The organism is Streptomyces sp. NPDC005955 (assembly GCF_042871255.1).
Lineage (GTDB): Bacteria > Actinomycetota > Actinomycetes > Streptomycetales > Streptomycetaceae > Streptomyces.
Genome location: NZ_JBIAIF010000001.1, coordinates 450,028 through 473,957, shown reverse-complemented (window position 1 = coordinate 473,957; position 23,930 = coordinate 450,028). Strand labels below are relative to the sequence as shown.

Below are 23,930 nucleotides of genomic sequence, written 5' to 3'. Positions count from 1 at the left end.
TTGGGTGCTTCCTCGGAAGGCCCTGACCACGCGGCAGATCGGAAGGCAGCAGGCGTGACCGTCGACGACACGGGCTCGGGAGCCGGGAGGGGCAGTGCCCACGACCCGGGCCGCGACCGCCCCGCCGCCCCGCATCCCGGCTCCGGCGGTTCCGGTGGTGCTGACGGGCCCGGTGCGGCCGGCGGTTCCGGTGGCTCCGGCGGGGCCGATCCCCCCGATGCCGCGGACGGCGCCGACGGGGGTGACGATCCCCTCGCCCTCCGCCTCGAACAGCTGATCCTCGGGGCCGAGCGCCGCTACACCCCCTTCCAGGCGGCCCGCAGCGCCGGGGTCTCGATGGAACTCGCGTCCCGTTTCTGGCGGGCCATGGGCTTCGCCGACATCGGCCAGGCCAAGGCGCTGACCGAGGCCGACGTCCTGGCCCTGCGCCGACTCGCCGGTCTGGTCGAGGCGGGACTGCTCAGCGAGCCGATGGCCATCCAGGTCGCCCGGTCCACCGGTCAGACCACCGCGCGGCTGGCCGAGTGGCAGATCGACTCGTTCCTGGAGGGCCTCACCGAACCCCCCGAGCCGGGGATGACCCGTACCGAGGTCACGTATCCGCTGATAGAGCTGCTGTTGCCGGAGTTGGAGGAGTTCCTCGTCTACGTCTGGCGCCGGCAGCTCGCCGCCGCCACCGGGCGGGTCGTGCAGGCCGCCGACGACGAGGAGATGGTGGACCGCCGGCTGGCCGTGGGCTTCGCCGACCTGGTCGGTTTCACCCGGCTGACCCGGCGCATGGAGGAGGAGGAACTCGGCGAGCTGGTCGAGGCGTTCGAGACCACCGCGGCCGATCTGGTGGCCGCGCACGGCGGGCGGCTCATCAAGACCCTCGGCGACGAGGTCCTGTACGCGGCGGACGACGCGGGCATCGCCGCGGAGATCGCCCTCCGGCTCATCGAGACGATGTCCCACGACGAGACGATGCCCGAACTGCGGGTCGGCATCGCCTTCGGCACGGTCACCACACGGATGGGTGATGTGTTCGGGACCACCGTGAACCTCGCCAGCCGGCTCACCTCGATAGCGCCGCGGGACGCCGTCCTCGTGGACGGGGCGTTCGCCGAGGAGCTGACCCGTACGGGCGAGGCCCCCAAGTCCGAGACGGAGGCCGCGGCGGCCACCGCGACGGAGGGGGCGCCCTCGTACCGCTTCGCGCTCCAGCCGATGTGGCAGCGGCCGGTCCGCGGGCTGGGCGTCGTCGAACCCTGGCTGTTGACCCGCCGCGGCTGACGGTCACTCAGCGCCGTCCGTCGCCCGTGCCCCGTAGCGCTCACCGCCCGTAGCGCTTACCGGCTGTAGCGCGCACCGCCCCGATCCCGTAGCGCTCCGTCGCCCCGTGTCGCGTCCGCCGCCGAACTGGAATGATCCGTTCGAATAACGAGCGTTAACGACCAGGGAGGTCCATGTGGACGAGCGACCGCAGCGGTTCGGGGACTTCGTGGCGGTGCAACGGCACGGCGCCGTCGCGGAGCTGCGACTCGACCGGCCCGGGGCCATGAACGCCGTGTCCACGGAGCTGGCGCGGGCCCTCGCCGGCGCCTGTGAGGCGTTGGGCGCGGACCCCGGGGTCCGCGTGGTGGTCATCACCTCCACCCATCCGCGGGCGTTCTGCGTCGGGGCCGACCTCAAGGAACGCAACGCCTTCACCGACCGGGACCTGTTGCGCCAGCGCCCGGTGACCCGCGCTGCGTACACCGCGGTGCTGGACCTCCCGGTGCCCGCCCTCGCCGCCGTGCACGGGTACGCGTTGGGCGGCGGCTTCGAGATCGCCCTGTCCTGCGACCTGATCGTGGCCGACCCCTCGGCCGTCGTGGGGCTCCCGGAGGTCTCCGTGGGGGTGATCCCGGGCGGCGGCGGCACCCAACTGCTGCCGCGCCGGGTCGGTGCCGCCCGGGCCGCCGAGCTGATCTTCACCGCCCGTCGGCTCCCGGCCGTGGAGGCCCACGCCCTGGGGCTGGTGGACGTCCTGACGGAAGAGGGCGAGGACACCGCCGAGGCGCTGGCGCTGGCCGCCCGCATCGCCGAGAACTCCCCGGTGGGGCTGCGCGCCGCGAAGCGCGCACTGCGCCTCGGGCAGGGGCTGGACCTGCGGGCCGCGCTGGAGGTCGAGGACGCGGCCTGGCGCACGGTGGCGTTCTCCGGCGACCGGGTGGAAGGGGTGGCCGCGTTCAACGAGAAGCGGCCCCCGAACTGGCCCGGCGAGTAGGGCGCCCGCCCGCCACACGCCCTTTCCGTGGGTACCCCAATGCCCCAAAATATGGCAAACATCCTTAATCTAGTGTGATGGGTGGTGAGGAAGTGCGGCTACGGGGTGTGGTGGAGCTGGCGCAGGGAATGGCGGCGGCCCGCACCCCGCGGGACTCCTGGCGGGCGGCGGCCGAGGGGGCCCGCCGGGCGCTCGTCGGCGACTTCGCCGCCCTGTCGGTGTGGGAACGGGACCTGGGTCGGCTGCGGGTCCTCGTCAACGCGGGCGAGCGGACCCCGGACGAGGAGGAGTTCCCGGAGCACGAGGCGTACCCGGTGCACGAGTTCCCCGAGATCGCGGAGTTCCTGCACGGGCGCTGGGCCGGCGGCGGTGAACCCCGGGCCTGGGTGGAGACCGCCGAGGGGCCGACCTCCCGGGGCGCGCGCTACTGCCACCAGCGGGTCGCCGCCCTGCGCCGGCGGGGCCGCGGCTGCTGCGTGGTGGCTCCGCTGGTGCTGCACGGCCGGGCCTGGGGCGAGCTGTACGTGGCGCGCACGGCCGGTGCCCCGGTCTTCGACCCGGCCGACGCGGACTTCGCCACCGTGCTCGCGGCCGTCGTCTCGGCCGGCCTCGCCCAGACCGAGCGGCTGGAGGAGGCCCGCCGCCTGGCGTTCACCGACTCCCTCACGGGGCTCGCCAACCGGCGCGCCGTCGACGAGAGCCTGGACGACGCGGTGGACCGTCACCACGCCGAGGGGATCGTCGTGAGCCTGGTGGTGTGCGATCTGAACGGGCTGAAACGGGTCAACGACACCCAGGGGCACGCGGTGGGGGACCGTCTGCTGGAACGGTTCGGCTCCGTACTGTCCCTGTGCGGGGCGATGTTGCCCGGGACGCTGGCCGCACGGCTCGGCGGCGACGAGTTCTGTCTGTTGGCGGTCGGCCCCCCGGCGGACCAGGTGGTGCGGGTGGCCGAGGAGCTGTGCCGGCGCGCGGCGGGCCTCGGTGACGGAGTGGCCTGCGGGGTCGCCTCCACCGGTGACCCCATCGGCGAGGTGCGCTCCGCCCGCCGGCTGTTCCGGCTCGCGGACGCGGCGCAGTACCGGGCCAAGGCGGCCCGGTCCCCGACGCCCGTGGTCGCGGGCCGCTCCGGGCCCGACGACCCGGTCGTCCGGTTGGCCGACGACACGGCCCCGCCGGTGGGCGAACCGGCGCCCCCCGTCGGCGAACGCCGCCGCTTCCGTCGCTGGTTGGACCGCTAGCGGGCGGCGGGCGCGCCCCGGCCCCCGCTCGCCGTCGTCAGCGCAGGGCCACCAGGACGCTGTCGTCGCCGCACTGCCAGACCGTGGTGACGGTCCCGAATCCCGCCGCCCGGAGCATCCCGGTCTGCTCGCCCGTGGTCAGGTCCAGGGGCGGGGCGAACGCGCGCCGGGCGATCGGCCGTCGCTCCCGGGCCCGTGCGAGGTCGGCGAGTTCCGGAGCGGCGAGGAACGCCTTCCACCAGGAGTCCCAGTCCTCCCGGTCGGCCCTGCCGGCCCGTTCGGCGCGGGCGTCCCGCACCCGGCGGGCCAGGGCGCGGGCCGCCGGGGAGCCCTCGGGGGCCCGGTTGTTGGCGTCGACGAAGACGCCGCCCGGTCGCAGTCGGTCGGCCACCAGGCGGTACAGCGCGTCGAGGTCCGCCGGCTCCAGCCAGTGCAGGGCCGTCGAGGAGGCGACCGCGTCCCAGGGGCCGTCCGGGGCGGCCCGGTCCGCCCAGCCGGGCGAGTTGAGGTCGTCGAGGAACAGCCGGGCACCGGTGCCGGCGACTGCCTCCTCCGCCAGGCCCAACATCATCGGGTCGGCGTCGACGCCCACCACCTGCGCGTGCGGCAGGGCGCGGGCGAGGCGGCCGGTGAGCGAACCCGTGCCGCACCCCAGGTCCACGATCCGCGGGCGTTCGGGGGAGGCCCGCTCCAGGGACCACCGGGTGACGTCGAGGACCACCCGGAACCGTTCCTCGCGGTCCGGGCTGTAGCGCTCCTGCTGTTCGTCCCACCGCCGTAGCCAGGTGCGGGCCGTTTCGCCGAGCATCGTGATCCCCTCTCCTGCGTCTTCCCGCGTCCCTCGCGCCGCCAGGACACCCTTCCCCCGGCGCGGTCCGGGTAGCCGCGCGGCGCCGTGCGGAGGGGGCGCGGATCCTGTCCCTGAACGGGTGAGGGGGCGCGCCGGGACGGGCCGTCCCACGGTGGACGCCGTGCCGGGCAGTTGACCGACGACCACGCACCGTGCGCCACAAGTGGGGACCCGTCGCCCGGCTTCGGACCGAGCACGGCCTCGGTCACGGGTGCGCGGACGTGCTCGTGGCGCACGTCGGTGCGGAGTCGGGCGCCAAGTGGCCCCCGGGGCCGTTCGCCGTGCCCCCGCCCGCCGCTACCGCCGCTCCACCGGGCGGACCTTCGCCCGCCGGGCCCGCCCTGCCGCCGGCGGCCCCGGTCCACTTGGCTCCGGGTCCCCCGGGTCGCGGGGCGCGAGGTCGCCGGTCCGCGGGGCGCGGAGGCGCCGGTCCCCTGGACCCGGTGCGGGGGCGCTGGTTCCGCCGCCCGACCGGACCCCGCCCGCCGGGCCCGCCCCCGGCCCGCCGGGTTTCGGGACCGCCCCGGGTCCGCCGGGCCTGCCTCGGTCCGCCTGGCTTCGGGGTCACCAGGCCGTAGGCTCACCGGGCTTCGGGTTCACCAGGCCATGGGGCTGCCGGGCCACCGGGCCCTGCCCGGCCAGTACTCCGTCCATCGGCCCGGGCCCACCCGGTCCCGTGTCCTGGGTCCTCGTGTCACCGGTTCCGGTTTGAGGGGCTACTGGTTCGCCTGGTCGCGGGGTCCTGGTCCAGCAGGGGTCGCCGGGCTAGTTGGCCACCGGGTCCGCCGGTCCGCCGGGTCACCGGCCCGGTCTACCAGGTCCGCCAGGCGTTCAGGGTCCGGTGGACCGGGACGGGGCCGCCAGGGATTCCGGGCCGCGGGGCTGCCGGCCCCGGTTCGCCGGGACGGGGCCTCCAGGCATTCAGGCCCGCGGGCCCGCCCGCCCCGCTCGCCGGGACGGGGCCACCGGGCCTCCCGGTCCGTGGAGTCGTCGGCCGCCCCGGCCCGCCGGGCGGCCGTGGCCCCGTGCACCGGGGTACGCGTACCCCGGTGCGTCGACCCGGGCCCGCCCCGGCGGCTCCGGGGGGCCCACGGACCTCGTGACAAGCTCCAATTCACTGCGTACGCTCCTGAATATGGATATGCACACTGTGGTGCTGGGGGCCTCGGGGACCACCGCGGCCGATGTGCTCGCCGTGGCCCGGGGCGGCGCACACGTCCGGCTGTCCGAGGAGGCGGAGTCCGCCCTCGCCGCCGCGCGCGACATCGTCGAGGCCCTCGCCGCCCGACCCGAACCCGTGTACGGCGTCTCGACCGGATTCGGTGCGCTCGCGACCCGGCACATCGGCCCGCACCTGCGCGCCCGCCTCCAGCGCAACATCGTCCGCTCGCACGCCGCCGGGCTCGGCCCCCGCGTCGAACGCGAAGTCGTGCGCGCGCTGATGTTCCTCCGGCTGAAGACCCTGTGCTCCGGGCACACCGGCGTCCGCCCGGAGGTCGCCCACGCGCTGGCCGACCTCCTGAACGCCGGCATCACCCCCGTCGTCCACGAGTACGGTTCGCTCGGCTGCTCCGGCGACCTCGCCCCGCTGAGCCACTGCGCCCTGACCCTGATCGGCGAGGGCGACGCCGAGGGGCCCGACGGAACCGTCCGCCCCGCCGCCGAGCTGCTCGACGCGCACGGCCTGCACCCCGTCGAACTGCGGGAGAAGGAAGGGCTCGCCCTCCTCAACGGCACCGACGGCATGCTCGGCATGCTGCTGATGGCCCTCGCCGACCTCGACCGGCTCTACACCTCGGCCGACATCACCGCGGCCCTCACCCTGGAAGCGCTCCTCGGCAGCGACCAGGTGCTCGCCCCCGCCCTGCACGCCATCCGCCCGCACCCCGGTCAGGCCGCGGCCGCCGCCAACATGCTGGCCGTGCTGCGGGGGTCCGGACTCACCGGCCACCACCAGGACGAGGCCCCGCGGGTCCAGGACGCCTACTCGGTGCGGTGTGCGCCCCAGGTCGCGGGCGCCGGGCGGGACACCCTCGCGCACGCCCGTCTCGTGGCGGAACGGGAACTGGCCGCCGCGGTCGACAACCCGGTCGTCCTGCCGGACGGTCGGGTCGCGTCCAACGGCAACTTCCACGGAGCGCCGGTCGGTTACGTCCTCGACTTCCTCGCCGTCGCCGTCGCCGACCTCGCCTCCATCGCGGAACGCCGCACCGACCGGCTCCTCGACAAGAACCGCTCGCACGGCCTGCCCGCCTTCCTCGCCGAGGACCCGGGCGTCGACTCCGGTCTGATGATCGCCCAGTACACGCAGGCCGCGCTGGTCAGCGAACTGAAGCGGCTGGCCGTACCGGCGTCCGTCGACTCGATCCCGTCCTCCGCGATGCAGGAGGACCACGTCTCCATGGGCTGGTCCGCCGCCCGCAAGCTGCGCACCGCCGTCGCCCACCTCACCCGGGTGCTCGGCGTCGAGCTGTACGCGGCCACCCGCGCGATCGAACTGCGGGCCGGGCTGACCCCCGCCGAGGCGTCCCGGGCGGTGATCGCCGCGGCGCGCGCGGCCGGGGTCGGCGGCCCCGGCCCTGACCGGTTCCTCGCCCCCGACCTGGCCGCCGCCGACGCCTTCGTCCGCGACGGACACCTGGTCAGCGCCGCGGAGTCGGTGACCGGCCCGCTGGCCTGACGCCCCGCCACCCCACGGGACCCGGTCTCACCCGGCCGCGGCGGCCGCTCCCCGCAGGGCGTCCGCCGCGCCGCCGACGACCGGGTCACCATGGCCGAAGACCACCGTGGCGACGCCCAGCCCGGCGATCCGGTGCAGCGACTCCACGGCCCGGGCGCGGTCGGTGTTGAAGACGCCCAGCGAGGGCCGACCGACGTTGTGGACGGCGTCCCCGGTGAACAGCACGTCGGGGCCCGGCAGATGCAGCGCCATCGACCCGTCGGTGTGCCCGGGCACGGCGACCACCGCGGCTCCGCCGCCGAACGCCAGCACCTCGCCGTCCTCGACCTCCCGGTCCACCCGGCACGGCGGGGCCGGCGGCAACTGCGGCACGCCCGCCCGGATCGGTATCTCGAACTCCTCCAGCACCGGCGGCGCCCCCACCGCCTCCCCCCGGACCACCGGGGCCTCCAGCCGGTGGGCCACCACCTCCGCCCCGTGCCGACCGGCGAGTTCGGCCGCCGACCCGGTGTGGTCCTCGTGCCAGTGCGTCAACACGATCCGCTTCAGCTCGCCGTCGAGCACGTCCTCGATCTGCGCCGCGTGGCCGACCGGACCGGTGTCGATCAGGGTCAGCTCGCGGCCGTCACGCCACAGGTAGGCCGCCCCCACGGGGAAGCGCAGCATGTGCAGTCCCGGTACCACCTCGAAGATCTCCATGGCCCGAGCCTGTGCGCCCGGGGCGCCCGCGACCAGCCCTGTTCGCCCAGGGCCTGGTGCCGTTCGCCGAGGGCTTGACGCGGGGCGGTGCGCCCCGGGTGTCAGCGGTCGGTGCGCTCCGCGTCTCAGGGGGCGGTGCGGCTCCGGCGGACCGAGTAGACGACGAAGCCGGCGCCCACGCACAGGAACGCGGTGCCCCCGTAGACGTACGGGGCGGTGTCGAAGGCGCCCGTGTCGGCGAGGCGTGCGCCGTCCTGAGCGGCCCCGGCGTTCGGCGCCCGGTACGTGACGGGGGTGAGGGGGGCGCCCTCGGATCTGACGGCCGTGTCGGCGGCCGACCGGGGCGGGGTGAGGGGCTCTCCGTCGGTCGCGTTGGCGGAAGGGACGAACCACAGGGCGCCGAGGAGGGTTCCGGCGGCGGTTGCGGTCAGCAACGAGCGGCGGGCGGCGGACACGGAATATCGATCCCCTTGTGACGCTGGCGAATTGGCCGGGTGGACCGATGCTAGTGAACCCCGCGGGTCGCAGGAAAGTCGCGGGCCTCCTCGGCCTTACCCTCCGAACCATGACCAACACCGAAACATCCCACTATGTGCGCCTGCACGCCGATCTGCTGGTGGAAGTCCGCGACGGGGACGCGCTGACCGGCGGTGCTCTCCGGCTGATCGCCCGGGACGACCGCATCGACCCCACCGAGCGGGCCCGTGCCGAACTCGCTGTGAAACAGGACACAGCCGAGGCGCTCGCCTACCTCGTGGACCCGTTCGACCTGGTCAGGGAGGTACCCGGGATCGATCTGCTGCGGGCCTCCTGGAGCAGCGAGGAAGTAGCGGAGGCCGAGTACGACCCCGAAGGAACGGACTGGGACGAGGACGACGATGATGGGGGGAGCGAGGACGCGGGCGGCGACCTCCGGTAGGACCCGACGGCGTGCGCCGATTCGGGTTCGGCTCCGGCCGACCACGGACGGACGAGGCCCCGGACGGCATCCGCCGCCGGGGCCTCGCGCCCTTTCCGGGGGAGTCGCCCCGGGGTGAACGGGGCCGCTCGTGCGGCGCGCCGGAGACACGGGGAACGAGCCCCGTACGGGCCGGTGTCGGCGGACGTGGTGTGTCCCACAGCTTGATCGACGCTGGAACCGGAAGGCGTGGTCAGCGCGTTGTACCTGGACAGGGCTGCCGTGTGTGCGGGGAAATCGGTGACGATGGAAAGGCTTGTGATGACGGACAGTAGGCGGCGCAGGGGAGTCATGGCCGCGTCCGCGCTGCTCAGCGGGGTGTTGGTGCTCACCGCGTGCAGTGACGGGGGATCGGGGGACGGCGGCGGTGACGCGGGGGCGAACGCGTCGGGCAAGCCGCAGGCACAGGTCGACAAGGCAGCGGCGGAGAAGGCGTCCGAGGCGAAGATAGTCATCGTTCCGAAGGACGGCGCCGGCAACGCCAGCATCAACAACGCCGCCAAGGTCTCGGTGACCGACGGCACCCTCACCAAGGTCACGATGACCACGGGCGACGGCAAGGCCGTCGCCGGGCGGATATCGGCCGACAAGAAGTCCTGGAAGCCCGACGCCCAACTCGAACGGGCCACCCGCTACAAGGTCACCGCCACGGCCACCGACGCGGAGGGCCGCGCGTCCCACGAGAACGCGTCGTTCACCACCGTCGCACCGAAGAACAGCTTCATCGGCTCGTTCACCCCGGAGGACGGTTCGACGGTCGGCGTCGGCATGCCCGTCTCGCTGAACTTCGACAAGGCGATCACCGACCGCAAGGCCGTGCAGGAGGCGATCACGGTCTCCACCAGCAGCGGTGAGGAGGTCGTCGGGCACTGGTTCAACCCCCAGCGCCTCGACTTCCGCCCCGAGAAGTACTGGACCGAGAACGCGACGGTCACGCTGAAGCTCGCCCTCGACGGGGTGGAGGGCGCGGACGGCGTCTACGGCGTCCAGCAGAAGACCGTCACCTTCAAGGTCGGCCGCAACCAGGTCTCCATCGTCGACGCCAAGACGAAGCAGATGAAGGTGACCCAGGACGGCAAGGTCGTGCGCACCATCCCGATCTCGGCCGGTGCGCCCACCACGAAGACGTACGAGGGTCAGATGGTGATCTCCGAGAAGTTCAAGGAGACCCGGATGAACGGTGCGACGGTCGGCTTCACGGACGACGACGGCAAGGGCGAGTACGACATCAAGGACGTGCCGCACGCCATGCGCCTGTCCACCTCCGGCACCTTCATCCACGGCAACTACTGGGGCGCCAAGTCCATCTTCGGCAGCGTCAACACCAGCCACGGCTGCATAGGGCTGTCCGACACGAAGGGCGCCGGCGACCCGAACACCCCCGGCTCCTGGTTCTTCAAGAACTCGCTGCTCGGTGACGTGGTGGTCGTCAAGAACACCGGTGACTCGACCATCAAGCCCGACAACGGCCTCAACGGTTGGAACATGGGCTGGGCGCAGTGGAAGGCCGGCTCGGCCGTCTGACGCCCGCTCGGCCGGTGCGGTGCGTGCCCGGTACACCGGTGCACCGGTACGCCTGCGGCTACGGGGCCGTCGCTCCCTCGAACCAGGGGAGCGACGGCCCTTTCAGCTGCCCCCGGACCCGGACCTGGACCCGCGTCCCGCAGGGGGCGCCCACGAACCGATGTTCGGCCAGGTGTTCTATGGGGGAGGGTCATCCCTGACTCCGCACACGAACACCACGAACAACACGAACACCACGAACAACACGAACACCACGAACTTCGTGAATCACACGAACACCGCGGCCCCCGTACGCGGTGCACCTACCGAACACGCACGACAGCGCGGGTCGCGGCCGGAAGCCGACGGCCCGCGCCGGACCGAGGAGACGCCCGCCATGACCACCGTTCCCGCCTACGCCGCTCCCACGCCCAAGGCCCCGCTGGAGCGCACCACCGTCCCCTTGCGCCCCCTCGGCGAGCACGACGTCCTCATCGACATCCAGTACGCCGGCATCTGCCACTCGGACATCCACCAGGTCAACAACGGCTGGCAGGAGGGCATCTTCCCGATGGTCCCCGGCCATGAGATAGCCGGCACCGTCGCCGCCGCCGGAGCCGGGGTCACCCGCTTCGCCGTGGGCGACCGCGTGGGCGTCGGCTGCCTCGTCGACTCCTGCCGCACCTGCGACAACTGCCGCGCCGGCCTCGAACAGCACTGCGCGAACGGCCCCGTCGCCACGTACAACGACCGCGACAAGAACGGCGACCCCACCTACGGCGGCTACGCCCGACAGATCGTCGTGGACGAGAACTACACCCTCCGCATCCCCGACGCACTGCCCCTCGACACCGCGGCGCCCCTGCTCTGCGCGGGCATCACCACGTACTCCCCGCTGCGGTACTGGAACGCCGGCCCCGGCCAGCGGGTCGCCGTGATCGGCATGGGCGGCCTCGGCCACCTCGCCGTCCGCATCGCCCACGCACTCGGCGCCGAGGTCACCGTGCTCAGCCAGACCCTCGGCAAGCGCGAGGACGGCCTGCGGCTCGGCGCCAGCGACTACCACGCCACCAGCGACCCGGAGACCTTCGAGAAGCTGCGCGACCGCTTCGACCTCATCGTCTCCACGGTGTCCGCACCCCTGGACTTCGGGAAGTACCTCTCCCTGCTGCGCACCGGCGGCACCCTGGTGAACGTCGGCGCCCCCGAGGAGCCGGTCTCCCTCGACCTGTTCGCCCTGATCGGAGGCCGCAGGTCGCTCGCCGGGTCGAACATCGGCGGCATCCAGGAGACCCAGGAGATGCTGGACTTCTGCGCGGAGCACGGCATCGCCTCGGAGATCGAGGTCATCCCCGCCGACCAGGTCAACGAGGCCTACGAGCGGGTGCTGCGCAGCGACGTGCGCTACCGGTTCGTCATCGACACCACCACGATCTGACGGCCCCTCGCCGCACCGGCGACGCCCCTTACCTCCGGGGTAATCGACCGGACCGCGACCCCGTACGAGTATCGACACCGAAGCAGTCGCCCGCTCCGAGCGCCGCACGCACGCGGTCGGAGCGGGCGGCCCGAGCCGCAGGGACGGACCATGACCACGTACGCCATCTGCCACCTCCAGCCCCGTGACACCCCGCCCGACATGGCCGAGATCGCCGACTACATCGAGCGCATCCAGGCCACCATGGACCCCTTCGGCGGGCGCTTCCTGGTGCACGGCGTCGAGCCCGAGGTCATCGAGGGGCCCTGGCCCGGCGCGATCGTGATGATCGGCTTCCCCGACACCGCTGCCGCCCGCGACTGGTGGGACTCCGACGCCTATCAGGAGCTCCTGCCCCTGCGCGTACGCAACTTCGACTGCCGCACCGTGCTGGTGCCGGGCGTTCCGGACGGCTACGACGCTTCGACCACCGCCCGCAAGCTCCGCCCCGCGCCCGCCCCGTCCACCGACTGACCCGCCTACTCGGCCCGGTCACCCCGGTCACCCCGGTCGATCCGTGTCTGCACCAGCACGCTGAGCCCGCCGCCCCCCACCGCCGGGGCGACCAGGGAGAGTTCCCACTCGACCGGGTCGCCCCGGCCCCCCGCGGCGAGCCGCACCGTGCGCGGCGCGAAACTCGCCACCTCGCGGCACCGCCACCAGTGCGCGAGGTCGGGCCGCAGCGACTCCAACCGCCCCGACACCTCCCGCACCCGCCGATCGTCGGGCGCCCCGTCCGCGAACGCCCGGAAGTGCCGGTGCAGGTCCCGCCCGACCTCCTCCCAGTCGAGCAGCAGCCGTTGGTGGGCCCCGTCCGAGAGCAGGAGCAGCAACAGGTTCCGCCGGTCCTCGGGGACCGGGCCCGGGTCGGGCCAGACCCGCAGGTACGCGGAGTTCCACGCGACGATCCCCAGCACCGGATCGAGCACCAGCGCCGGCGACCCCTCCCAGGCGTCGATCATCCGCCGCAGCGCACCGGGCACCCCGCCCGCCCCGTCGAACCGCCCCGCCCCCGCAGCCCCCTCGGTGCCGTCGGCGACGTTCGGGGGTTCGGCCACCGTCAACGGTGCGTAGCCGCCGAGCCGGAGCACGTGGCCCCGCTGCTCCGCGTCCAGTCGTAGCGCCCGGCCGACCGACTCCAGGACCTCCCGCGAGGTCTCCACCCGCCCCTGTTCGAGCCAGGTGTACCAGGCGACGCCGACCCCGGACAGTGCCGCCACTTCCTCCCGCCGCAGCCCTGGCGTCCGACGGCGCGCACCGTCCGGCAGCCCGACCGCACCGGGGGCCAACCGTTCGCGATGGGCCCGGAGGAACGCGCCGAGCTGTCGGCGGCGCAGGACGGCGGGGCTGGACTGCGGACCGTTCGACGTCATGCGCCGAGCCTATGACCTGTGGTCACCGTAGGAACGGGCCACTGGCAGGCCCGCGCCGGTGCGGCGAGGCTGACGCCATGACCCAGCACACCACGACACCGCACCCGACACCGCATGCGACGCCGGACACCGTCCTGGAGCGCCGCTCCTCCGACTCCTCGCACCTCACCGAACCCCGGGTGTTCCTGCGGGTGTTCACCGGCCCCGGCACCCTGGAGGCGTTGACGTCCTCCTACGAACGACTGCTCGACACCGAGCGGGACCTGTGGTTCACCTACCCGGAGAAGCAGTTGGCGCTGTCCGCAGTCGGCGCCTTCCTCCTGATCGAGGGGACCGAGGAGGTGCTCGCGCCGTTCCGGGCGACCCACGGCACCCTGCTGGTCGCCTCGGTGTCCCCGTACCTGGCCCGGCTGGAGGCGGAGGGCGCGGAGATCCTCGTCCCCGTGCACCGGGTGCCCACGGGCTCCGGCTTCACCGCCCGGCACGCGGACGGCCTCACCGTCGAGTACGTGGAGCACCGCCCCGACGAGTACGGCCGCTGAACCGCACGGCCCCCGGGGCGATGCGGCTCACTGCCACACGTAGAGCAGGGTGACCCACGGTCCGTCGTCGCACCGGTAGTCGGTGGTCCACCCCGAGGCCACCAGTGCCTGGCCCGCCCGGATGCACTCACCGAGGTTCGGACGGTAGCCGTAGTACACCCAACCGGCCTCGGCCGCAGGCGTGTTCGTCGCGGTGGCGACGGTCCGGGCGGCCCCGGGGGCGGCCGTCGCGTCCGCCAGGGCGGTCGGGGCGGCCGTCAGCGCGGCGCCGGTCACGAGTGCGGCCACGGCCGCGGTGGAGAGCAGTTTGCGCACTGCCATGATGCGGTGTCCTCTCCCGATGAGAGCACCGGGACCCACGCCCCGGCCATCGGGCCGAGCCTCCCCGTTCCCCCGCCGGAATCAACGCGGTGCCCGCACTCCGGCGCGAACTGGTCGGCGGTCGGGGGGTGGGACGAGGACGGTGGGACGAGGACGGTTCACTCGTCGGCGGCCGGGGCCACGCCGATCGGGCAGGCCACGCCGGTGCCGCCGATGCCGCAGTACCCGTTCGGGTTCTTCGCGAGGTACTGCTGGTGGTACCCCTCGGCGGGGTACAGTTCGCGGCCCTCGGCCGGCAGGATCTCGGTGGTGATGGTGCCGTGGCCGGTCGCCGACAGGACCCGCTGGTAGGCCTCGCGGGAGCGTTCCGCAGCGGCGGCCTGCGCGGGGGAGTGCGGGTAGATCGCCGAGCGGTACTGCGTACCGACGTCGTTGCCCTGGCGGAAGCCCTGGGTGGGGTCGTGGGACTCCCAGAACAGCTTCAACAGCGACTCGTACGACACCACGGCAGGGTCGTACACCACGCGCACCGCCTCGGTGTGACCGGTCACGCCGGCGCACACCTCCTCGTACGTCGGGTGCTCGGTGTAGCCGCCCTGGTAACCGACGAGGGTCGTCCAGACACCCTCCGTCTGCCAGAACTTGCGCTCCGCCCCCCAGAAACAGCCGAGGCCGAAATCGGCGACCTCCAGGCCCTGCGGGTAGGGGCCGAGCAGGGGATTGTCGAGGACGGCGTGGCGCTCGGGCACGGCGTAGGTCGGCTCGGGGCGCCCCTTCAGGGCCTGCTCCGGCGTCGGCAGCTGCGGGGTACGGCTGTGCAGGAACATGGGTCTCCTCCGGGCTCTACCACTTCCTCCGGTCCAACGACCGGCACCACCCAACCATTCCCCTGCCGAGTACGACCACCTCCCGGTGCGCTGTCCTGCGCGGGTGCGTGGTGGTTTCGCGCAGTTCCCCCGCCCCTATGGGGTGCGTTCCGCTGGGGGTGCGCTGTCCTGTGCGGGTGCGCCGTCGTTTCGCGCAGTTCTCCGCGCCCCTGATCGGGGCGCCCTGGTGCGGGTGCGTCGTCACCTGCGGGTGCCGCGCTCAGTGACCCGCGGAACGCCCCCCACCGGAGCGCCCCTCTAGGGGCGCGGGGAACTGCGCAAAACCACCGCACACCCGCACGTGACAGCGAACCCAGGGCCGATCGCACCCGACAGGGGGCGCGGGGAACTGCGCAAAACGACAGCGCACCCGCACAGGGCAACGCACCGCAGACACCGGGCGGCCCCGACCAGGAACCGCCCGGACTGCGCTCAGCGCGGAAGCGTCGCGGGACTCCCCCCGTTCGCCTCGTACCCCGCGACCGCCAACGCCCGGTACACCGCATAGTCCGCAGCCGGATCCGCCGACACCGTCCAGGGCACGGCCCCGACGTGCCCGTCCACGTGGACCAACTGCTGCATGGCCTCGCCCCACCGCTCCGAGCGGACCAGGAAGAACACCAGCAGGTGCCGCACGTGCGGCAGCATCGGGTCGTCGGGCCGCGCCGAGTGCGCCGCGAAGAGAGCCCCCTCGATCGCGTTGCGCACGACCTCCGTGCCGTACAGGTCGTTGACCAGCGCCAGCTCGGGCAGGTGCTGGTACACCGCGAACAGCGGCAGCGCCGACAGCAGCGAACCCCGGGGCGCCCGGGCCGCCGCGGCCTCCGCGAAGGAGTACGCCAGCTCACGCGAGCCGTGCCACTTCTCACCCCAGTAGTGCAGCGCCGCGAGATGCGCCCCCATGTGCGCGGGCGCACGGTCCAGGATCTTCAGCCACAGCTGCTCGAACTCCGTGCGCGAGTAGCCGAGGCCCCGCGCGATGCTCAGCTCGATGACGTACGGGACCGGGTCGCCGGGTGCCAGCAGTGCGGCCTGACCGCAGGCCGCACGGGCCTCCTCCAGGATGATCCGGAACTCGTCGGTCCCCGGCGTCGCCGTGCGGAACGCCTGCTGCACCAGGAACTCGGCCTGCACCGCCGCGCCCCCCGCGTCCTTGGGCGCATCGGTGCGCCAGGACCGCAACCACTGCGCGCCGGCGCCCGCCCCGCCCGTGCCGCCGGGCCGCTGCTGGAGTTCCAGGGACGCGGAGCCCGCGAACGCCTGGACGCGCTGCCAGCGCCGCTCGCCCTCGGCCCCGGTGCCCGCGAGCAGCTGGGACGCGGCCCGCCAGTCCTGGGTGCCGCGCACCACGTCCAGCACGTCGACCAGATCGGCGTCCGGGCCGGGCATGCGCACGTCCAGTTGCTCCTGGAGCAGGAAGCCGTAGGACGCCGGATCCGCGGCGTCCGGCGCGTCGGGGCTGACCAGCTGGATGCCGCCGCCCCCGCGCCCGCGGCGCAGGAACGGCACCAGCACCGCCGTGAGCAGGGCCAGCGCCATCAGGAACCAGAGAATCTCCATGCGTACAAGCGAACCAGACGCGTCCGACAATTGGCGAACCTGTCACATGACGGACCCCGTCCCGGTGACCCGTCCGGTCCGTGCCGCATTACGCTCGGTGCCCATGAGCGACTCGCACTCCACGCACTCCTTCGAAACCGTCGCGATCCACGCGGGCAACACCGCCGATCCGCTGACCGGGGCGGTGGTCCCGCCGATCCACCAGGTGTCCACGTTCAAACAGGACGGGGTGGGCGGGCTGCGGGGCGGCTACGAGTACAGCCGCAGCGCCAACCCGACCCGGACCGCGCTGGAGGAGAACCTCGCGGCGCTGGAGGGCGGGGTGCGCGGTCTCGCCTTCGCCTCGGGGCTCGCGGCCGAGGACTGCCTGCTGCGCACCCTGCTCTCGCCCGGGGACCACGTGGTGATCCCGGACGACGCGTACGGCGGGACCTTCCGGCTGTTCGCGAAGGTGGCCGCGCGCTGGGGCGTGGAGTTCTCCGTCGCGCACACCTCCGACCCGGAGGCGGTCCGCGCCGCGCTCACCCCGAAGACCCGGGTGATCTGGGTGGAGACCCCCTCGAACCCGCTGCTCGGCATCACCGACGTCCCGGTCGTGGCGCAGATCGCCCGCGAGGCCGGGGCGCGGCTGGTGGTGGACAACACCTTCGCCACGCCGTACCTCCAGCAGCCGTTGGCGCTCGGGGCGGACGTGGTCGTGCACTCGCTGACCAAGTACATGGGCGGTCACTCCGACGTCGTCGGCGGCGCCCTGGTCACCGGGGACGCGGAGCTGGCGGAGGAGCTGGCGTACCACCAGAACGCGATGGGCGCGATCGCCGGTCCGTTCGACTCGTGGCTGGTCCTGCGGGGGATCAAGACGCTGCCGGTGCGGATGGACCGGCACAGCGAGAACGCCGGGCGGATCACCGAGATGCTGACCCGGCACCCGCGGGTCACCAAGGTCCTGTACCCGGGGCTGCCCGAGCACCCGGGGCACGAGGTCGCCGCGAAGCAGATGAAGCGGTTCGGCGGCATGGTGTCGTTCCAGGTGGCCGGCGGCGAGGAGGCGGCCGTCGCGGTGTGCGACCGGGCCCGGCTGTTCACCCTGGGCGAGTCGCTGGGCGGGGTGGAGTCGCTGATCGAGCACCCGGGCCGGATGACCCACGCCTCGGCCGCGGGTTCGGCGCTGGAGGTGCCGGCGGACCTGGTCCGGCTGTCGGTCGGCATCGAGAACGTGGACGACCTCCTCGCCGACCTCCAGCAGGCGCTCGGCTGAGCCGGTCGGGCCGCTCACCAGCCGGTGAGCGGCGGGGTGGTGTCCGTCGGCGGTCCGGCCGGTCCGTCGGCCACCGCCGCCCACACCGCGACCGCCGTCACGGCGGCGCACAGCAGCAGCCACAGCGCCCGCCGGACGGCCCGGTTGCGCCGTAGGAGCCGTCCGCCGCGCTCCGCCGCCTCCACGCGCAGTCGCGGGGGTACGGGGGGCGGGGGCGCGTCGAGGAGCCGTCGTACGGCGGCCTCGTCCCGTTCGGCGCGGCTCACGGCCCCGTCCGGGGGGTCACGAGGGTGCCGCCCCGGGCAGGGCGACGGGCCCGCCGCGGCGGGGGCGCAGCACTTCGGCGACGGCGCCCGCGCACAGTGCCCGTACCCGGTGTTCGGACAACCCGAGCAGCGCGGCGGCCTGTTCCTCGGCGACGCCCTCGTGCAACCGCAGCACCACGACGAGCCGTTCGTGGGTCGTCAGCCCCGCGAGCACCGTTCCGCTCCGCTGCATGCCGGCGCGGGGCAGCGGTACCTTGGCGCGCCAGACGCGCCAGGCGTCCCCGGCGAAGCGGACGACGAGTCGGTCACGGGCGTGGGCGTACGGATCGTCGCCGTGCAACTGCCGCCAGGCGGCGCAGGTGTGGGCGAGGGCGTCGACGAGCAGCCGTCGGGCGCGCGGGTTGGCGTCCGCGGGTTCGGCCGTCAACAGGGTCGCGAGGTGCAGCAGTCGTCCGCCGGCGCCCGCGGCGAACGCGTCGAACTCCGCGGCCCGGTGGGCGTCTTGGCTCCCGTGTTGGTGCCGGTGCCGCATCGCGCCTCCTGACCGGACGTTCCGACGGCGGACGCGTCGGCCGGTGCGGGGAGGGCGGTCCCCGGCCCGCCCGCCGGGCCCGTGCTCCCACTATCGGGCCGGGTGCGGGGCCGGGGTCAAGAGGGCGACGGTCGGCCCGGGTTCCTTCGTCGGACCTCCGGGTCCAGTCGGCGTCGGCTCCGGAGGGGGTGGCGAGGTGAACCCGGGTCGGGTGAACGGGAGTTGCCGCCCGTCGCACGGTGGTGCACGGCTGACCCGTCGAGACGGGCCGCGCGGTGGTTCAGGAGCGGCTGACGACCTCCGTTTCCGGCGCGGGTGCGGCCATCCTGGTGGAGAGCGCGGTGTTGAAGCGCGTGAGGAGGGCGCAGAAGACCTCACGCTCGGTGGGTTCCCAGTCCTCGGTGAGCTGGGCCATCAACTCCCGGCGCGAGGAGCGCACTTCGCTGAGGCGGGCGTGCCCACGCGGTGACAGTTGGAGGACGACCGCACGGCCGTCCTCGGGGTGGGAGGTGCGCTTGACGAGTCCGGTGTCGACGAGCGGGGCGACCTGGCGCGTCACCGTCGAGGAGTCGATGCCCATGCTCGACGCGAGTGCCTTGACGCCCATGGGTCCCTCCTTGTCCAGGCGGTTGAGCAGCAGGTACGCGGCACGGTCCATGGAGTTGCGCACTTGCCCGACGCCGCCGAGGCGGGTCTGCTCCGCCCGGCGGGCGAAGAGGGCCACTTCGTGTTGAAGCGCGTCGAGAAGACCGGTGTCGCCGGGGGTCATCATGTCCATCGACATTTCTGGTGTTGTGGGCATGGCCGAAGGCTCACTTCATGCGTACGGAAAGAATTGGTGGACACAGTACGCGGAGCGGGGGTCCCCCGTACGGGCGCTGGAGAAACCCGTCGCGCCCGCCGGCACGCCCGGCGTGAGCTGCGAGACTTGCGTCATGAGCTATGCCACCGCTGACTCCTTTCTCCCCGGCGATCCGCCCGTCACGCTGGACGATGTCCGCGGCGCCCGGAAGATGCTCCAGGGGATCGCGCGGATGACCCCCATAGAGGGCAGCCGCCATCTGTCGTCGCTGGTCGGTGCACCGGTTCACCTCAAATGCGAGAACCTCCAACGCACGGGCTCGTTCAAACTCCGCGGCGCCTACGTGCGGATCGCGGGTCTGCTGCCCCAGGAGCGCGCCGCGGGGGTCGTCGCGGCGAGTGCCGGCAACCATGCGCAGGGCGTCGCCCACGCCTCGGAGTTGCTCGGCGTCCGTGCCACCGTTTTCATGCCCGTGGGCGCGCCGCTCCCTAAGATCGCTGCGACCCGCGAGTACGGCGCGGAGGTGAGGCTGCACGGTCAGGTCGTCGACGAGACCCTGGCCGCTGCCGAGGAGCACGCCCGCCGGACGGGCGCCGTCTTCATCCATCCGTTCGACCACCGGGACGTCGTCGCGGGGCAGGGCACGGTCGGGCTGGAGATCCTGGAACAGTGCCCCGAGGTGCGGACCGTGGTCGTCGGCATGGGCGGCGGGGGGTTGGCGGCGGGCATCGCGGTCGCGGTGAAGGCGCTCCGGCCCGACGTGCGGATCGTCGGCGTCCAGGCGTCGGGTGCGGCGGCGTACCCGCCCTCGCTGGCGGCGGGCCGACCGGTGTCGATCGGGTACCAGGCGACGATGGCCGACGGCATCAAGGTCGGGCGTCCGGGCGAGGTGCCGTTCCGCATCGTCGCCGAGTTGGTGGACGAGGTGCGCACGGTCTCCGAGGACGAACTGTCCCGTGCGCTGCTGCTGTGCCTGGAGCGGGCCAAGCAGGTCGTGGAGCCGGCGGGGGCGTCGCCGGTGGCCGCGCTGCTGGGGGAGCCCGGGGCGTTCGAGGGGCCGGTGGTGGCGGTGCTGTCGGGGGGCAACGTCGATCCGGTGCTGTTGCAGCGCATCCTGCGGCACGGGATGGCTGCGGCGGGGCGCTACCTCGCCGTCCGGCTGCGGTTGACGGACCGGCCGGGGGCGTTGGCCACGCTGCTCGGGGTGCTGTCGGTGGTGGACGCGAACGTGCTGGACGTCAGCCACGTACGGACCGATCCGCGGCTCGGGCTCACGGAGGCGGAGGTCGAACTGCACCTGGAGACCAAGGGCGGTGACCACTGCGCGGAGGTCCGCGGGGCGCTGCGCACGGCCGGGTACACGATCATCGACTGAGCGCCGGTCGGACGTCGCCGCCGACGGGGCGGACGGGGCTGCGTCTCGTGAACGGCCCCGTCGCTCCCGTACGTGAACGTCAGACGAGTTGGTTGACGCGGATGATGTTGCCGGTGGGATCGCGGAAGGCGCAGTCGCGGACCCCGTAGTCCTGGTCGACGGGTTCCTGGACGACCTCGGCACCGGCGGCCCGCAGCCGCTCGAAGAGCCCGTCGAGGTCGTCGGTGGCCAGGGTGATCGGGGTGTGGGCGCCCTTGCCGACGAGGTCCAGGATGGTGCGGCGCTCCTCGTCGGTGAGACCGGGGTCGACGGCCGGCGGGTGCAGCACGATCGAGGTGCCCTGCTGGCCGGCCGGTCCGACGGTGATCCAGCGCAGGTCCTCGTAACCGACGTCGTTGCGGACCTCGAAGCCCAGGACGTCGCGGTAGAAGCCCAGGGCCGCTTCGGCGTCGGTGTGCGGGAGGAAGGCGTAGTGGATGGTGATGTTCATGCGCTTCACGCTAGGCCGGTGCACCGGGCGCGGGCTTCTCGATTCCTGACCGGTTCGACGGGGCTCCGACCGGCCCCGGTCCGTCGCCCCGAACCGGTCAGGAATCGAGAAGCGCGGCGCTCCCCCCACGGTTAGCGTCGAGGTCACATCCCACCGATCACCAGCAGGAGAGTGACAGCGATGAGCGCAGCGGGCAGCACGCACGACGAGAGGACCACGGGCGGCTTCTCCGAGCAGGAACGTGCTGCGATGAAGGCGCGCGCCGCGGAGCTGAAGCAGGAGACGAGCCGCGGCGGTCGCGGCACGAAGGCCGCGGCCGAGGAACTCGACGTGCTGTCGAAGATCGCGGAGATGGAACCGGCGGACCGCGTCCTGGCCGAACGCCTCCACCTCGTCGTCACGAGCAACGCCCCGGAGCTGTCACCGAAGCTCTGGTACGGACAGCCGGCCTACGCCCGCAAGGGGAAAGTCGTGTGCTTCTTCCGCAGCGGGCACGTCGACAAGGAGCGCTACTCGACCTTCGGCTTCACCACCGCGGCGAACCTGGACGACGACGGCCTGTGGCCCACGTCGTACGCCGTCACCGAGCTGAGCGAGAAGGCCGAGGCGGCGCTCGCCGCGCTCGTCAGGCAGGCCGTGGGCTGACACCCGGACCGGCCCCGTCCCGGTCGGCTCTCCTGTCCGAGGCGCCCCCGTCGGGGTCGCCCCCCGCCCGGGTCGGTCGCCCGGAACCCCGCCCGCTCGCGCCGGGCCCGTCACGAGGACGGGCCCGGCGCACCCGTGTGTCCACTGTCACCGCCGACGCCGATCCCCTGGAGCGTCCCCGTCTCGCCGTGGGTCGCGGAAAACCGGTTGAGCAAACGCGATACATCGCGTTATGGTGCGTGTCCTGGGTCACTCGCGGCGACTTCGCAGAGTAGGGCCGCGTGGCGCTGTGTCGCATGGGGATTTTCCATGCCCCGCGATCGTGCACACTTGGGCATCTCGGGCATTTCATGTTTTTCGTTTGACGCGTCACCCGGTCACGGGCGACCGAACCACTGGGAGTAACCACATGCCAGGCGCCATCTACGCCGAAGGTCTGGTCAAGACCTTCGGTGACGTCAGGGCGCTGGACGGTGTCGATCTCGACGTCCCCCAAGGCACCGTCCTCGGCCTGCTCGGCCCGAACGGCGCGGGGAAGACCACCACCGTCCGCTGTCTGACGACACTGCTCCGACCCGACAGCGGCCGCGCGGTCGTCGCGGGCATCGACGTCCTCAAGCACCCGAACGACGTCCGCCGCTCGATCGGCCTCTCCGGCCAGTTCGCCGCCGTGGACGAGTACCTCACCGGCCGCGAGAACCTCCAGATGGTCGGCCAGCTCTACCAGCTCAAGGCGAAGGCCGCCAAGGTCCGCGCCGGCGAACTGCTCGACCGGTTCGGCCTCGCCGAGGCCGCCGACCGCCCGGCCAAGACGTACTCCGGCGGCATGCGCCGCCGGCTCGACCTCGCCGCCGCCCTCGTCGTCTCCCCGCCCGTGATGTTCATGGACGAGCCGACGACCGGCCTCGACCCCCGCAACCGCCAGGCCCTGTGGGAGGTCATCCAGGAACTCGTCACCGGCGGGACGACCCTCCTGCTCACCACCCAGTACCTGGAGGAGGCCGACCACCTCGCGCACGACATCGCCGTGGTCGACCACGGCAAGGTCATCGCCCGGGGCACCTCCGACCAGCTCAAGGCCCGCACCGGCGGCGAGCGGGTCGAGGTCGTCGTCCACCAGCGCGAACACATAGCCGACGCCTCCGGCGTGCTCGCCGCCCTCGGCAAGGGCGAGGTCGCCACCGACCAGCACACCCGCAAGCTCACCGTGCCCGTCGTCGGCGGCGCCAAGCTGCTCGCCGAGATCATCCGGGAACTGGACGTCCGGGGCATCGAGATCGACGACATCGGGCTGCGCCGCCCCACCCTCGACGACGTGTTCCTCTCCCTGACCGGCCACGTCGCCGCCACCACGACCGCCGAGGAGGCAGACCAGTGAGCGCCGTGACCGAAGCGGTGGAGATCGCCGCACCGAAGGGCACCGGCGGGGCCCTCCAGTCCGTCCGGGACTCCCTGGTCATCGCCAAGCGGAACCTGATCCGCATGTCCCGCATCCCCGAGATGATCATCTTCGGGATCTTCCAGCCGGTCATGTTCGTGGTGCTGTTCTCGTACGTGTTCGGCGGCTCCATGAACATCGGCGGCTCCACCAGCCCCGAGGTGTACCGCGAGTTCCTGATGGCCGGCATCTTCGCCCAGACCGTCACCTTCGCCACGGCGGGGGCCGGCGCGGGCATCGCCGACGACATGCACCGCGGACTCGTCGACCGCTTCCGTTCGCTCCCCATGGCGCGCGGCGCGGTCCTCACCGGCCGGACCCTGGCCGACCTGGTGCAGACGGCACTGACGCTGCTCGTCCTCGCGATCGTGGCGCTGCTCGTCGGCTGGCGCACCCACACGAGCGTCCCCGAGGTGGTGGCCGGGTTCGCCCTGCTGCTCCTGCTCGGTTACGCGTTCACCTGGATCGGTGCGCTGATCGGCCTGTCCGTCCGCACTCCGGAGGCCGCGACCTCCGGCGGGCTGATCTGGCTCTTCCCGGTGACGTTCATCTCGACCGCCTTCGTGGACAGCAGCAAGATGACGCCGTGGCTCCAGCACGTCGCCGACTGGAACCCGTTCAGTGCGACCGTGCAGGCGTGCCGTGAGCTGTTCGGCAACCCCGGGGTGGTCGAGTCCTCGGCCTGGCCCATGCAGAACCCGGTCTGGGCGTCCCTGCTCTGGTCGGTGCTGATCATCGTGGTCTTCCGTACGCTGGCCGTCCGCAAGTACCGCAACGCGGCGGCCTGAACCGGTTCGGTTCAGCGT

25 protein-coding genes are annotated in these 23,930 nt (G+C 73.1%); 14 read left to right on the top strand and 11 right to left on the bottom strand.

Features of this window, described 5'->3' with window-relative positions; translation table 11 throughout:
- Positions 1–54: 54 nt before the first annotated feature.
- From ACFYOU_RS01985 to ACFYOU_RS01975, 3 genes are all read left to right on the top strand, one after another.
- The gene (locus tag ACFYOU_RS01985) at positions 55–1,272 is read left to right on the top strand and encodes an adenylate/guanylate cyclase domain-containing protein (RefSeq protein WP_389761759.1); all 1,218 of its coding nucleotides are present in this window, start codon (positions 55–57) and stop codon (positions 1,270–1,272) included.
- Between the two features lie 175 nt (positions 1,273–1,447).
- Positions 1,448–2,248 (top strand): enoyl-CoA hydratase-related protein, encoded by an 801-nt coding sequence (locus tag ACFYOU_RS01980; protein ID WP_391302779.1) that lies wholly within the window; start codon positions 1,448–1,450, stop codon positions 2,246–2,248.
- 77 nt (positions 2,249–2,325) lie between these two features.
- On the top strand, positions 2,326–3,489 hold the full coding sequence (locus ACFYOU_RS01975) for a diguanylate cyclase domain-containing protein (RefSeq protein WP_389761755.1): 1,164 nt from the start codon (positions 2,326–2,328) through the stop codon (positions 3,487–3,489).
- Between the two features lie 37 nt (positions 3,490–3,526).
- On the opposite strand, the gene ACFYOU_RS01970 is transcribed toward ACFYOU_RS01975, so the two are convergent.
- Entirely contained in the window at positions 3,527–4,297 is a 771-nt protein-coding gene (locus ACFYOU_RS01970; protein ID WP_391302776.1) for a methyltransferase domain-containing protein, read from the bottom strand.
- A gap of 1,183 nt (positions 4,298–5,480) precedes the next feature.
- On the opposite strand from ACFYOU_RS01970, the gene hutH reads away from it, so the two are divergent.
- The gene (hutH, locus tag ACFYOU_RS01965) at positions 5,481–7,019 is read left to right on the top strand and encodes a histidine ammonia-lyase (RefSeq protein WP_391303760.1); all 1,539 of its coding nucleotides are present in this window, start codon (positions 5,481–5,483) and stop codon (positions 7,017–7,019) included.
- Positions 7,020–7,046: 27 nt separating this feature from the next.
- Here the strand turns inward: hutH and ACFYOU_RS01960 are convergent, their stop codons facing one another.
- Positions 7,047–7,718: an MBL fold metallo-hydrolase gene (locus tag ACFYOU_RS01960; protein ID WP_391302774.1), complete on the bottom strand. Its 672-nt coding sequence runs from the start codon at positions 7,716–7,718 to the stop codon at positions 7,047–7,049.
- 125 nt (positions 7,719–7,843) lie between these two features.
- Positions 7,844–8,173, bottom strand: coding sequence for a hypothetical protein (locus ACFYOU_RS01955; protein WP_391302772.1), 330 nt, complete (start codon positions 8,171–8,173; stop codon positions 7,844–7,846).
- Between the two features lie 110 nt (positions 8,174–8,283).
- Here ACFYOU_RS01955 and ACFYOU_RS01950 point away from each other — a divergent pair, with 110 nt between their 5' ends.
- The 4 genes from ACFYOU_RS01950 (at position 8,284) to ACFYOU_RS01935 (ending at position 12,130) form a co-directional block, all read left to right on the top strand.
- Positions 8,284–8,637, top strand: a complete 354-nt coding sequence (locus ACFYOU_RS01950; protein WP_389761750.1) for a hypothetical protein — start codon at positions 8,284–8,286, stop codon at positions 8,635–8,637.
- A gap of 300 nt (positions 8,638–8,937) precedes the next feature.
- Positions 8,938–10,200, top strand: coding sequence for an Ig-like domain-containing protein (locus tag ACFYOU_RS01945; protein WP_391302770.1), 1,263 nt, complete (start codon positions 8,938–8,940; stop codon positions 10,198–10,200).
- Between the two features lie 376 nt (positions 10,201–10,576).
- Positions 10,577–11,617, top strand: a complete 1,041-nt coding sequence (locus tag ACFYOU_RS01940) for an NAD(P)-dependent alcohol dehydrogenase (protein WP_389761746.1) — start codon at positions 10,577–10,579, stop codon at positions 11,615–11,617.
- A 150-nt stretch (positions 11,618–11,767) separates the two neighbouring features.
- Positions 11,768–12,130 carry a DUF1330 domain-containing protein gene (locus tag ACFYOU_RS01935; protein WP_391302767.1) on the top strand — a complete coding sequence of 121 codons (363 nt, stop codon included), beginning with the start codon at positions 11,768–11,770 and terminating at the stop codon, positions 12,128–12,130.
- Between the two features lie 5 nt (positions 12,131–12,135).
- Here the strand turns inward: ACFYOU_RS01935 and ACFYOU_RS01930 are convergent, their stop codons facing one another.
- Entirely contained in the window at positions 12,136–13,029 is an 894-nt protein-coding gene (locus ACFYOU_RS01930) for a helix-turn-helix domain-containing protein (RefSeq protein WP_391302766.1), read from the bottom strand.
- 77 nt (positions 13,030–13,106) lie between these two features.
- Here ACFYOU_RS01930 and ACFYOU_RS01925 point away from each other — a divergent pair, with 77 nt between their 5' ends.
- Positions 13,107–13,571: a hypothetical protein gene (locus ACFYOU_RS01925; RefSeq protein ID WP_391302764.1), complete on the top strand. Its 465-nt coding sequence runs from the start codon at positions 13,107–13,109 to the stop codon at positions 13,569–13,571.
- 27 nt (positions 13,572–13,598) lie between these two features.
- Here the strand turns inward: ACFYOU_RS01925 and ACFYOU_RS01920 are convergent, their stop codons facing one another.
- The 3 genes from ACFYOU_RS01920 to ACFYOU_RS01910 all read right to left on the bottom strand — a co-directional run bounded on the left by ACFYOU_RS01920 (position 13,599) and on the right by ACFYOU_RS01910 (position 16,318).
- Positions 13,599–13,892, bottom strand: coding sequence for a hypothetical protein (locus ACFYOU_RS01920; protein WP_391302762.1), 294 nt, complete (start codon positions 13,890–13,892; stop codon positions 13,599–13,601).
- A gap of 158 nt (positions 13,893–14,050) precedes the next feature.
- Entirely contained in the window at positions 14,051–14,719 is a 669-nt protein-coding gene (gene msrA, locus ACFYOU_RS01915; protein ID WP_391302760.1) for a peptide-methionine (S)-S-oxide reductase MsrA, read from the bottom strand.
- Between the two features lie 471 nt (positions 14,720–15,190).
- Entirely contained in the window at positions 15,191–16,318 is a 1,128-nt protein-coding gene (locus ACFYOU_RS01910) for a hypothetical protein (RefSeq protein WP_391302758.1), read from the bottom strand.
- Positions 16,319–16,421: 103 nt separating this feature from the next.
- On the opposite strand from ACFYOU_RS01910, the gene ACFYOU_RS01905 reads away from it, so the two are divergent.
- The gene (locus ACFYOU_RS01905) at positions 16,422–17,576 is read left to right on the top strand and encodes a cystathionine gamma-synthase (RefSeq protein ID WP_387001401.1); all 1,155 of its coding nucleotides are present in this window, start codon (positions 16,422–16,424) and stop codon (positions 17,574–17,576) included.
- A 14-nt stretch (positions 17,577–17,590) separates the two neighbouring features.
- Here ACFYOU_RS01905 and ACFYOU_RS01900 read toward each other — a convergent pair whose 3' ends face one another.
- The 3 genes from ACFYOU_RS01900 to ACFYOU_RS01890 form a co-directional block, all read right to left on the bottom strand.
- Complete coding sequence (locus ACFYOU_RS01900; RefSeq protein WP_391302755.1) at positions 17,591–17,842, bottom strand: hypothetical protein; 252 nt, start codon at positions 17,840–17,842, stop codon at positions 17,591–17,593.
- Between the two features lie 16 nt (positions 17,843–17,858).
- Complete coding sequence (locus ACFYOU_RS01895; RefSeq protein WP_391302753.1) at positions 17,859–18,374, bottom strand: sigma factor-like helix-turn-helix DNA-binding protein; 516 nt, start codon at positions 18,372–18,374, stop codon at positions 17,859–17,861.
- Positions 18,375–18,654: 280 nt separating this feature from the next.
- Positions 18,655–19,158 (bottom strand): MarR family transcriptional regulator, encoded by a 504-nt coding sequence (locus tag ACFYOU_RS01890; RefSeq protein WP_391303759.1) that lies wholly within the window; start codon positions 19,156–19,158, stop codon positions 18,655–18,657.
- A gap of 151 nt (positions 19,159–19,309) precedes the next feature.
- Here ACFYOU_RS01890 and ilvA point away from each other — a divergent pair, with 151 nt between their 5' ends.
- Entirely contained in the window at positions 19,310–20,551 is a 1,242-nt protein-coding gene (ilvA, locus tag ACFYOU_RS01885; RefSeq protein ID WP_391302751.1) for a threonine ammonia-lyase, read from the top strand.
- A 79-nt stretch (positions 20,552–20,630) separates the two neighbouring features.
- Here ilvA and ACFYOU_RS01880 read toward each other — a convergent pair whose 3' ends face one another.
- Positions 20,631–21,041, bottom strand: a complete 411-nt coding sequence (locus tag ACFYOU_RS01880) for a VOC family protein (protein WP_391302749.1) — start codon at positions 21,039–21,041, stop codon at positions 20,631–20,633.
- A gap of 180 nt (positions 21,042–21,221) precedes the next feature.
- On the opposite strand from ACFYOU_RS01880, the gene ACFYOU_RS01875 reads away from it, so the two are divergent.
- From ACFYOU_RS01875 to ACFYOU_RS01865, 3 genes are all read left to right on the top strand, one after another.
- Positions 21,222–21,686: a DUF1801 domain-containing protein gene (locus ACFYOU_RS01875; RefSeq protein ID WP_391302747.1), complete on the top strand. Its 465-nt coding sequence runs from the start codon at positions 21,222–21,224 to the stop codon at positions 21,684–21,686.
- Between the two features lie 409 nt (positions 21,687–22,095).
- A complete protein-coding gene (locus ACFYOU_RS01870; protein ID WP_391302745.1) occupies positions 22,096–23,064 on the top strand; it encodes an ATP-binding cassette domain-containing protein in 969 nt (322 codons plus the stop codon).
- The gene (locus ACFYOU_RS01865; RefSeq protein ID WP_387001414.1) at positions 23,061–23,912 is read left to right on the top strand and encodes an ABC transporter permease; all 852 of its coding nucleotides are present in this window, start codon (positions 23,061–23,063) and stop codon (positions 23,910–23,912) included. The genes ACFYOU_RS01870 and ACFYOU_RS01865 overlap by 4 nt, the downstream gene beginning before the upstream one ends.
- Positions 23,913–23,930: the final 18 nt, after the last annotated feature.

Bases quoted from the DNA above. Each gene is read 5' to 3' on its own strand.
- ACFYOU_RS01975 (WP_389761755.1), top strand. From the start codon at position 2,326: ATGGGTGGTGAGGAAGTGCGGCTACGGGGTGTGGTGGAGCTGGCGCAG.
- ACFYOU_RS01970 (WP_391302776.1), bottom strand. From the start codon at position 4,297: ATGCTCGGCGAAACGGCCCGCACCTGGCTACGGCGGTGGGACGAACAG.
- hutH (WP_391303760.1), top strand. From the start codon at position 5,481: ATGCACACTGTGGTGCTGGGGGCCTCGGGGACCACCGCGGCCGATGTG.
- ACFYOU_RS01960 (WP_391302774.1), bottom strand. From the start codon at position 7,718: ATGGAGATCTTCGAGGTGGTACCGGGACTGCACATGCTGCGCTTCCCC.
- ACFYOU_RS01950 (WP_389761750.1), top strand. From the start codon at position 8,284: ATGACCAACACCGAAACATCCCACTATGTGCGCCTGCACGCCGATCTG.
- ACFYOU_RS01945 (WP_391302770.1), top strand. From the start codon at position 8,938: ATGACGGACAGTAGGCGGCGCAGGGGAGTCATGGCCGCGTCCGCGCTG.
- ACFYOU_RS01940 (WP_389761746.1), top strand. From the start codon at position 10,577: ATGACCACCGTTCCCGCCTACGCCGCTCCCACGCCCAAGGCCCCGCTG.
- ACFYOU_RS01935 (WP_391302767.1), top strand. From the start codon at position 11,768: ATGACCACGTACGCCATCTGCCACCTCCAGCCCCGTGACACCCCGCCC.
- ACFYOU_RS01930 (WP_391302766.1), bottom strand. From the start codon at position 13,029: ATGACGTCGAACGGTCCGCAGTCCAGCCCCGCCGTCCTGCGCCGCCGA.
- ACFYOU_RS01925 (WP_391302764.1), top strand. From the start codon at position 13,107: ATGACCCAGCACACCACGACACCGCACCCGACACCGCATGCGACGCCG.
- ACFYOU_RS01920 (WP_391302762.1), bottom strand. From the start codon at position 13,892: ATGGCAGTGCGCAAACTGCTCTCCACCGCGGCCGTGGCCGCACTCGTG.
- msrA (WP_391302760.1), bottom strand. From the start codon at position 14,719: ATGTTCCTGCACAGCCGTACCCCGCAGCTGCCGACGCCGGAGCAGGCC.
- ACFYOU_RS01910 (WP_391302758.1), bottom strand. From the start codon at position 16,318: ATGGAGATTCTCTGGTTCCTGATGGCGCTGGCCCTGCTCACGGCGGTG.
- ACFYOU_RS01905 (WP_387001401.1), top strand. From the start codon at position 16,422: ATGAGCGACTCGCACTCCACGCACTCCTTCGAAACCGTCGCGATCCAC.
- ACFYOU_RS01895 (WP_391302753.1), bottom strand. From the start codon at position 18,374: ATGCGGCACCGGCACCAACACGGGAGCCAAGACGCCCACCGGGCCGCG.
- ACFYOU_RS01890 (WP_391303759.1), bottom strand. From the start codon at position 19,158: ATGTCGATGGACATGATGACCCCCGGCGACACCGGTCTTCTCGACGCG.
- ilvA (WP_391302751.1), top strand. From the start codon at position 19,310: ATGAGCTATGCCACCGCTGACTCCTTTCTCCCCGGCGATCCGCCCGTC.
- ACFYOU_RS01880 (WP_391302749.1), bottom strand. From the start codon at position 21,041: ATGAACATCACCATCCACTACGCCTTCCTCCCGCACACCGACGCCGAA.
- ACFYOU_RS01875 (WP_391302747.1), top strand. From the start codon at position 21,222: ATGAGCGCAGCGGGCAGCACGCACGACGAGAGGACCACGGGCGGCTTC.
- ACFYOU_RS01870 (WP_391302745.1), top strand. From the start codon at position 22,096: ATGCCAGGCGCCATCTACGCCGAAGGTCTGGTCAAGACCTTCGGTGAC.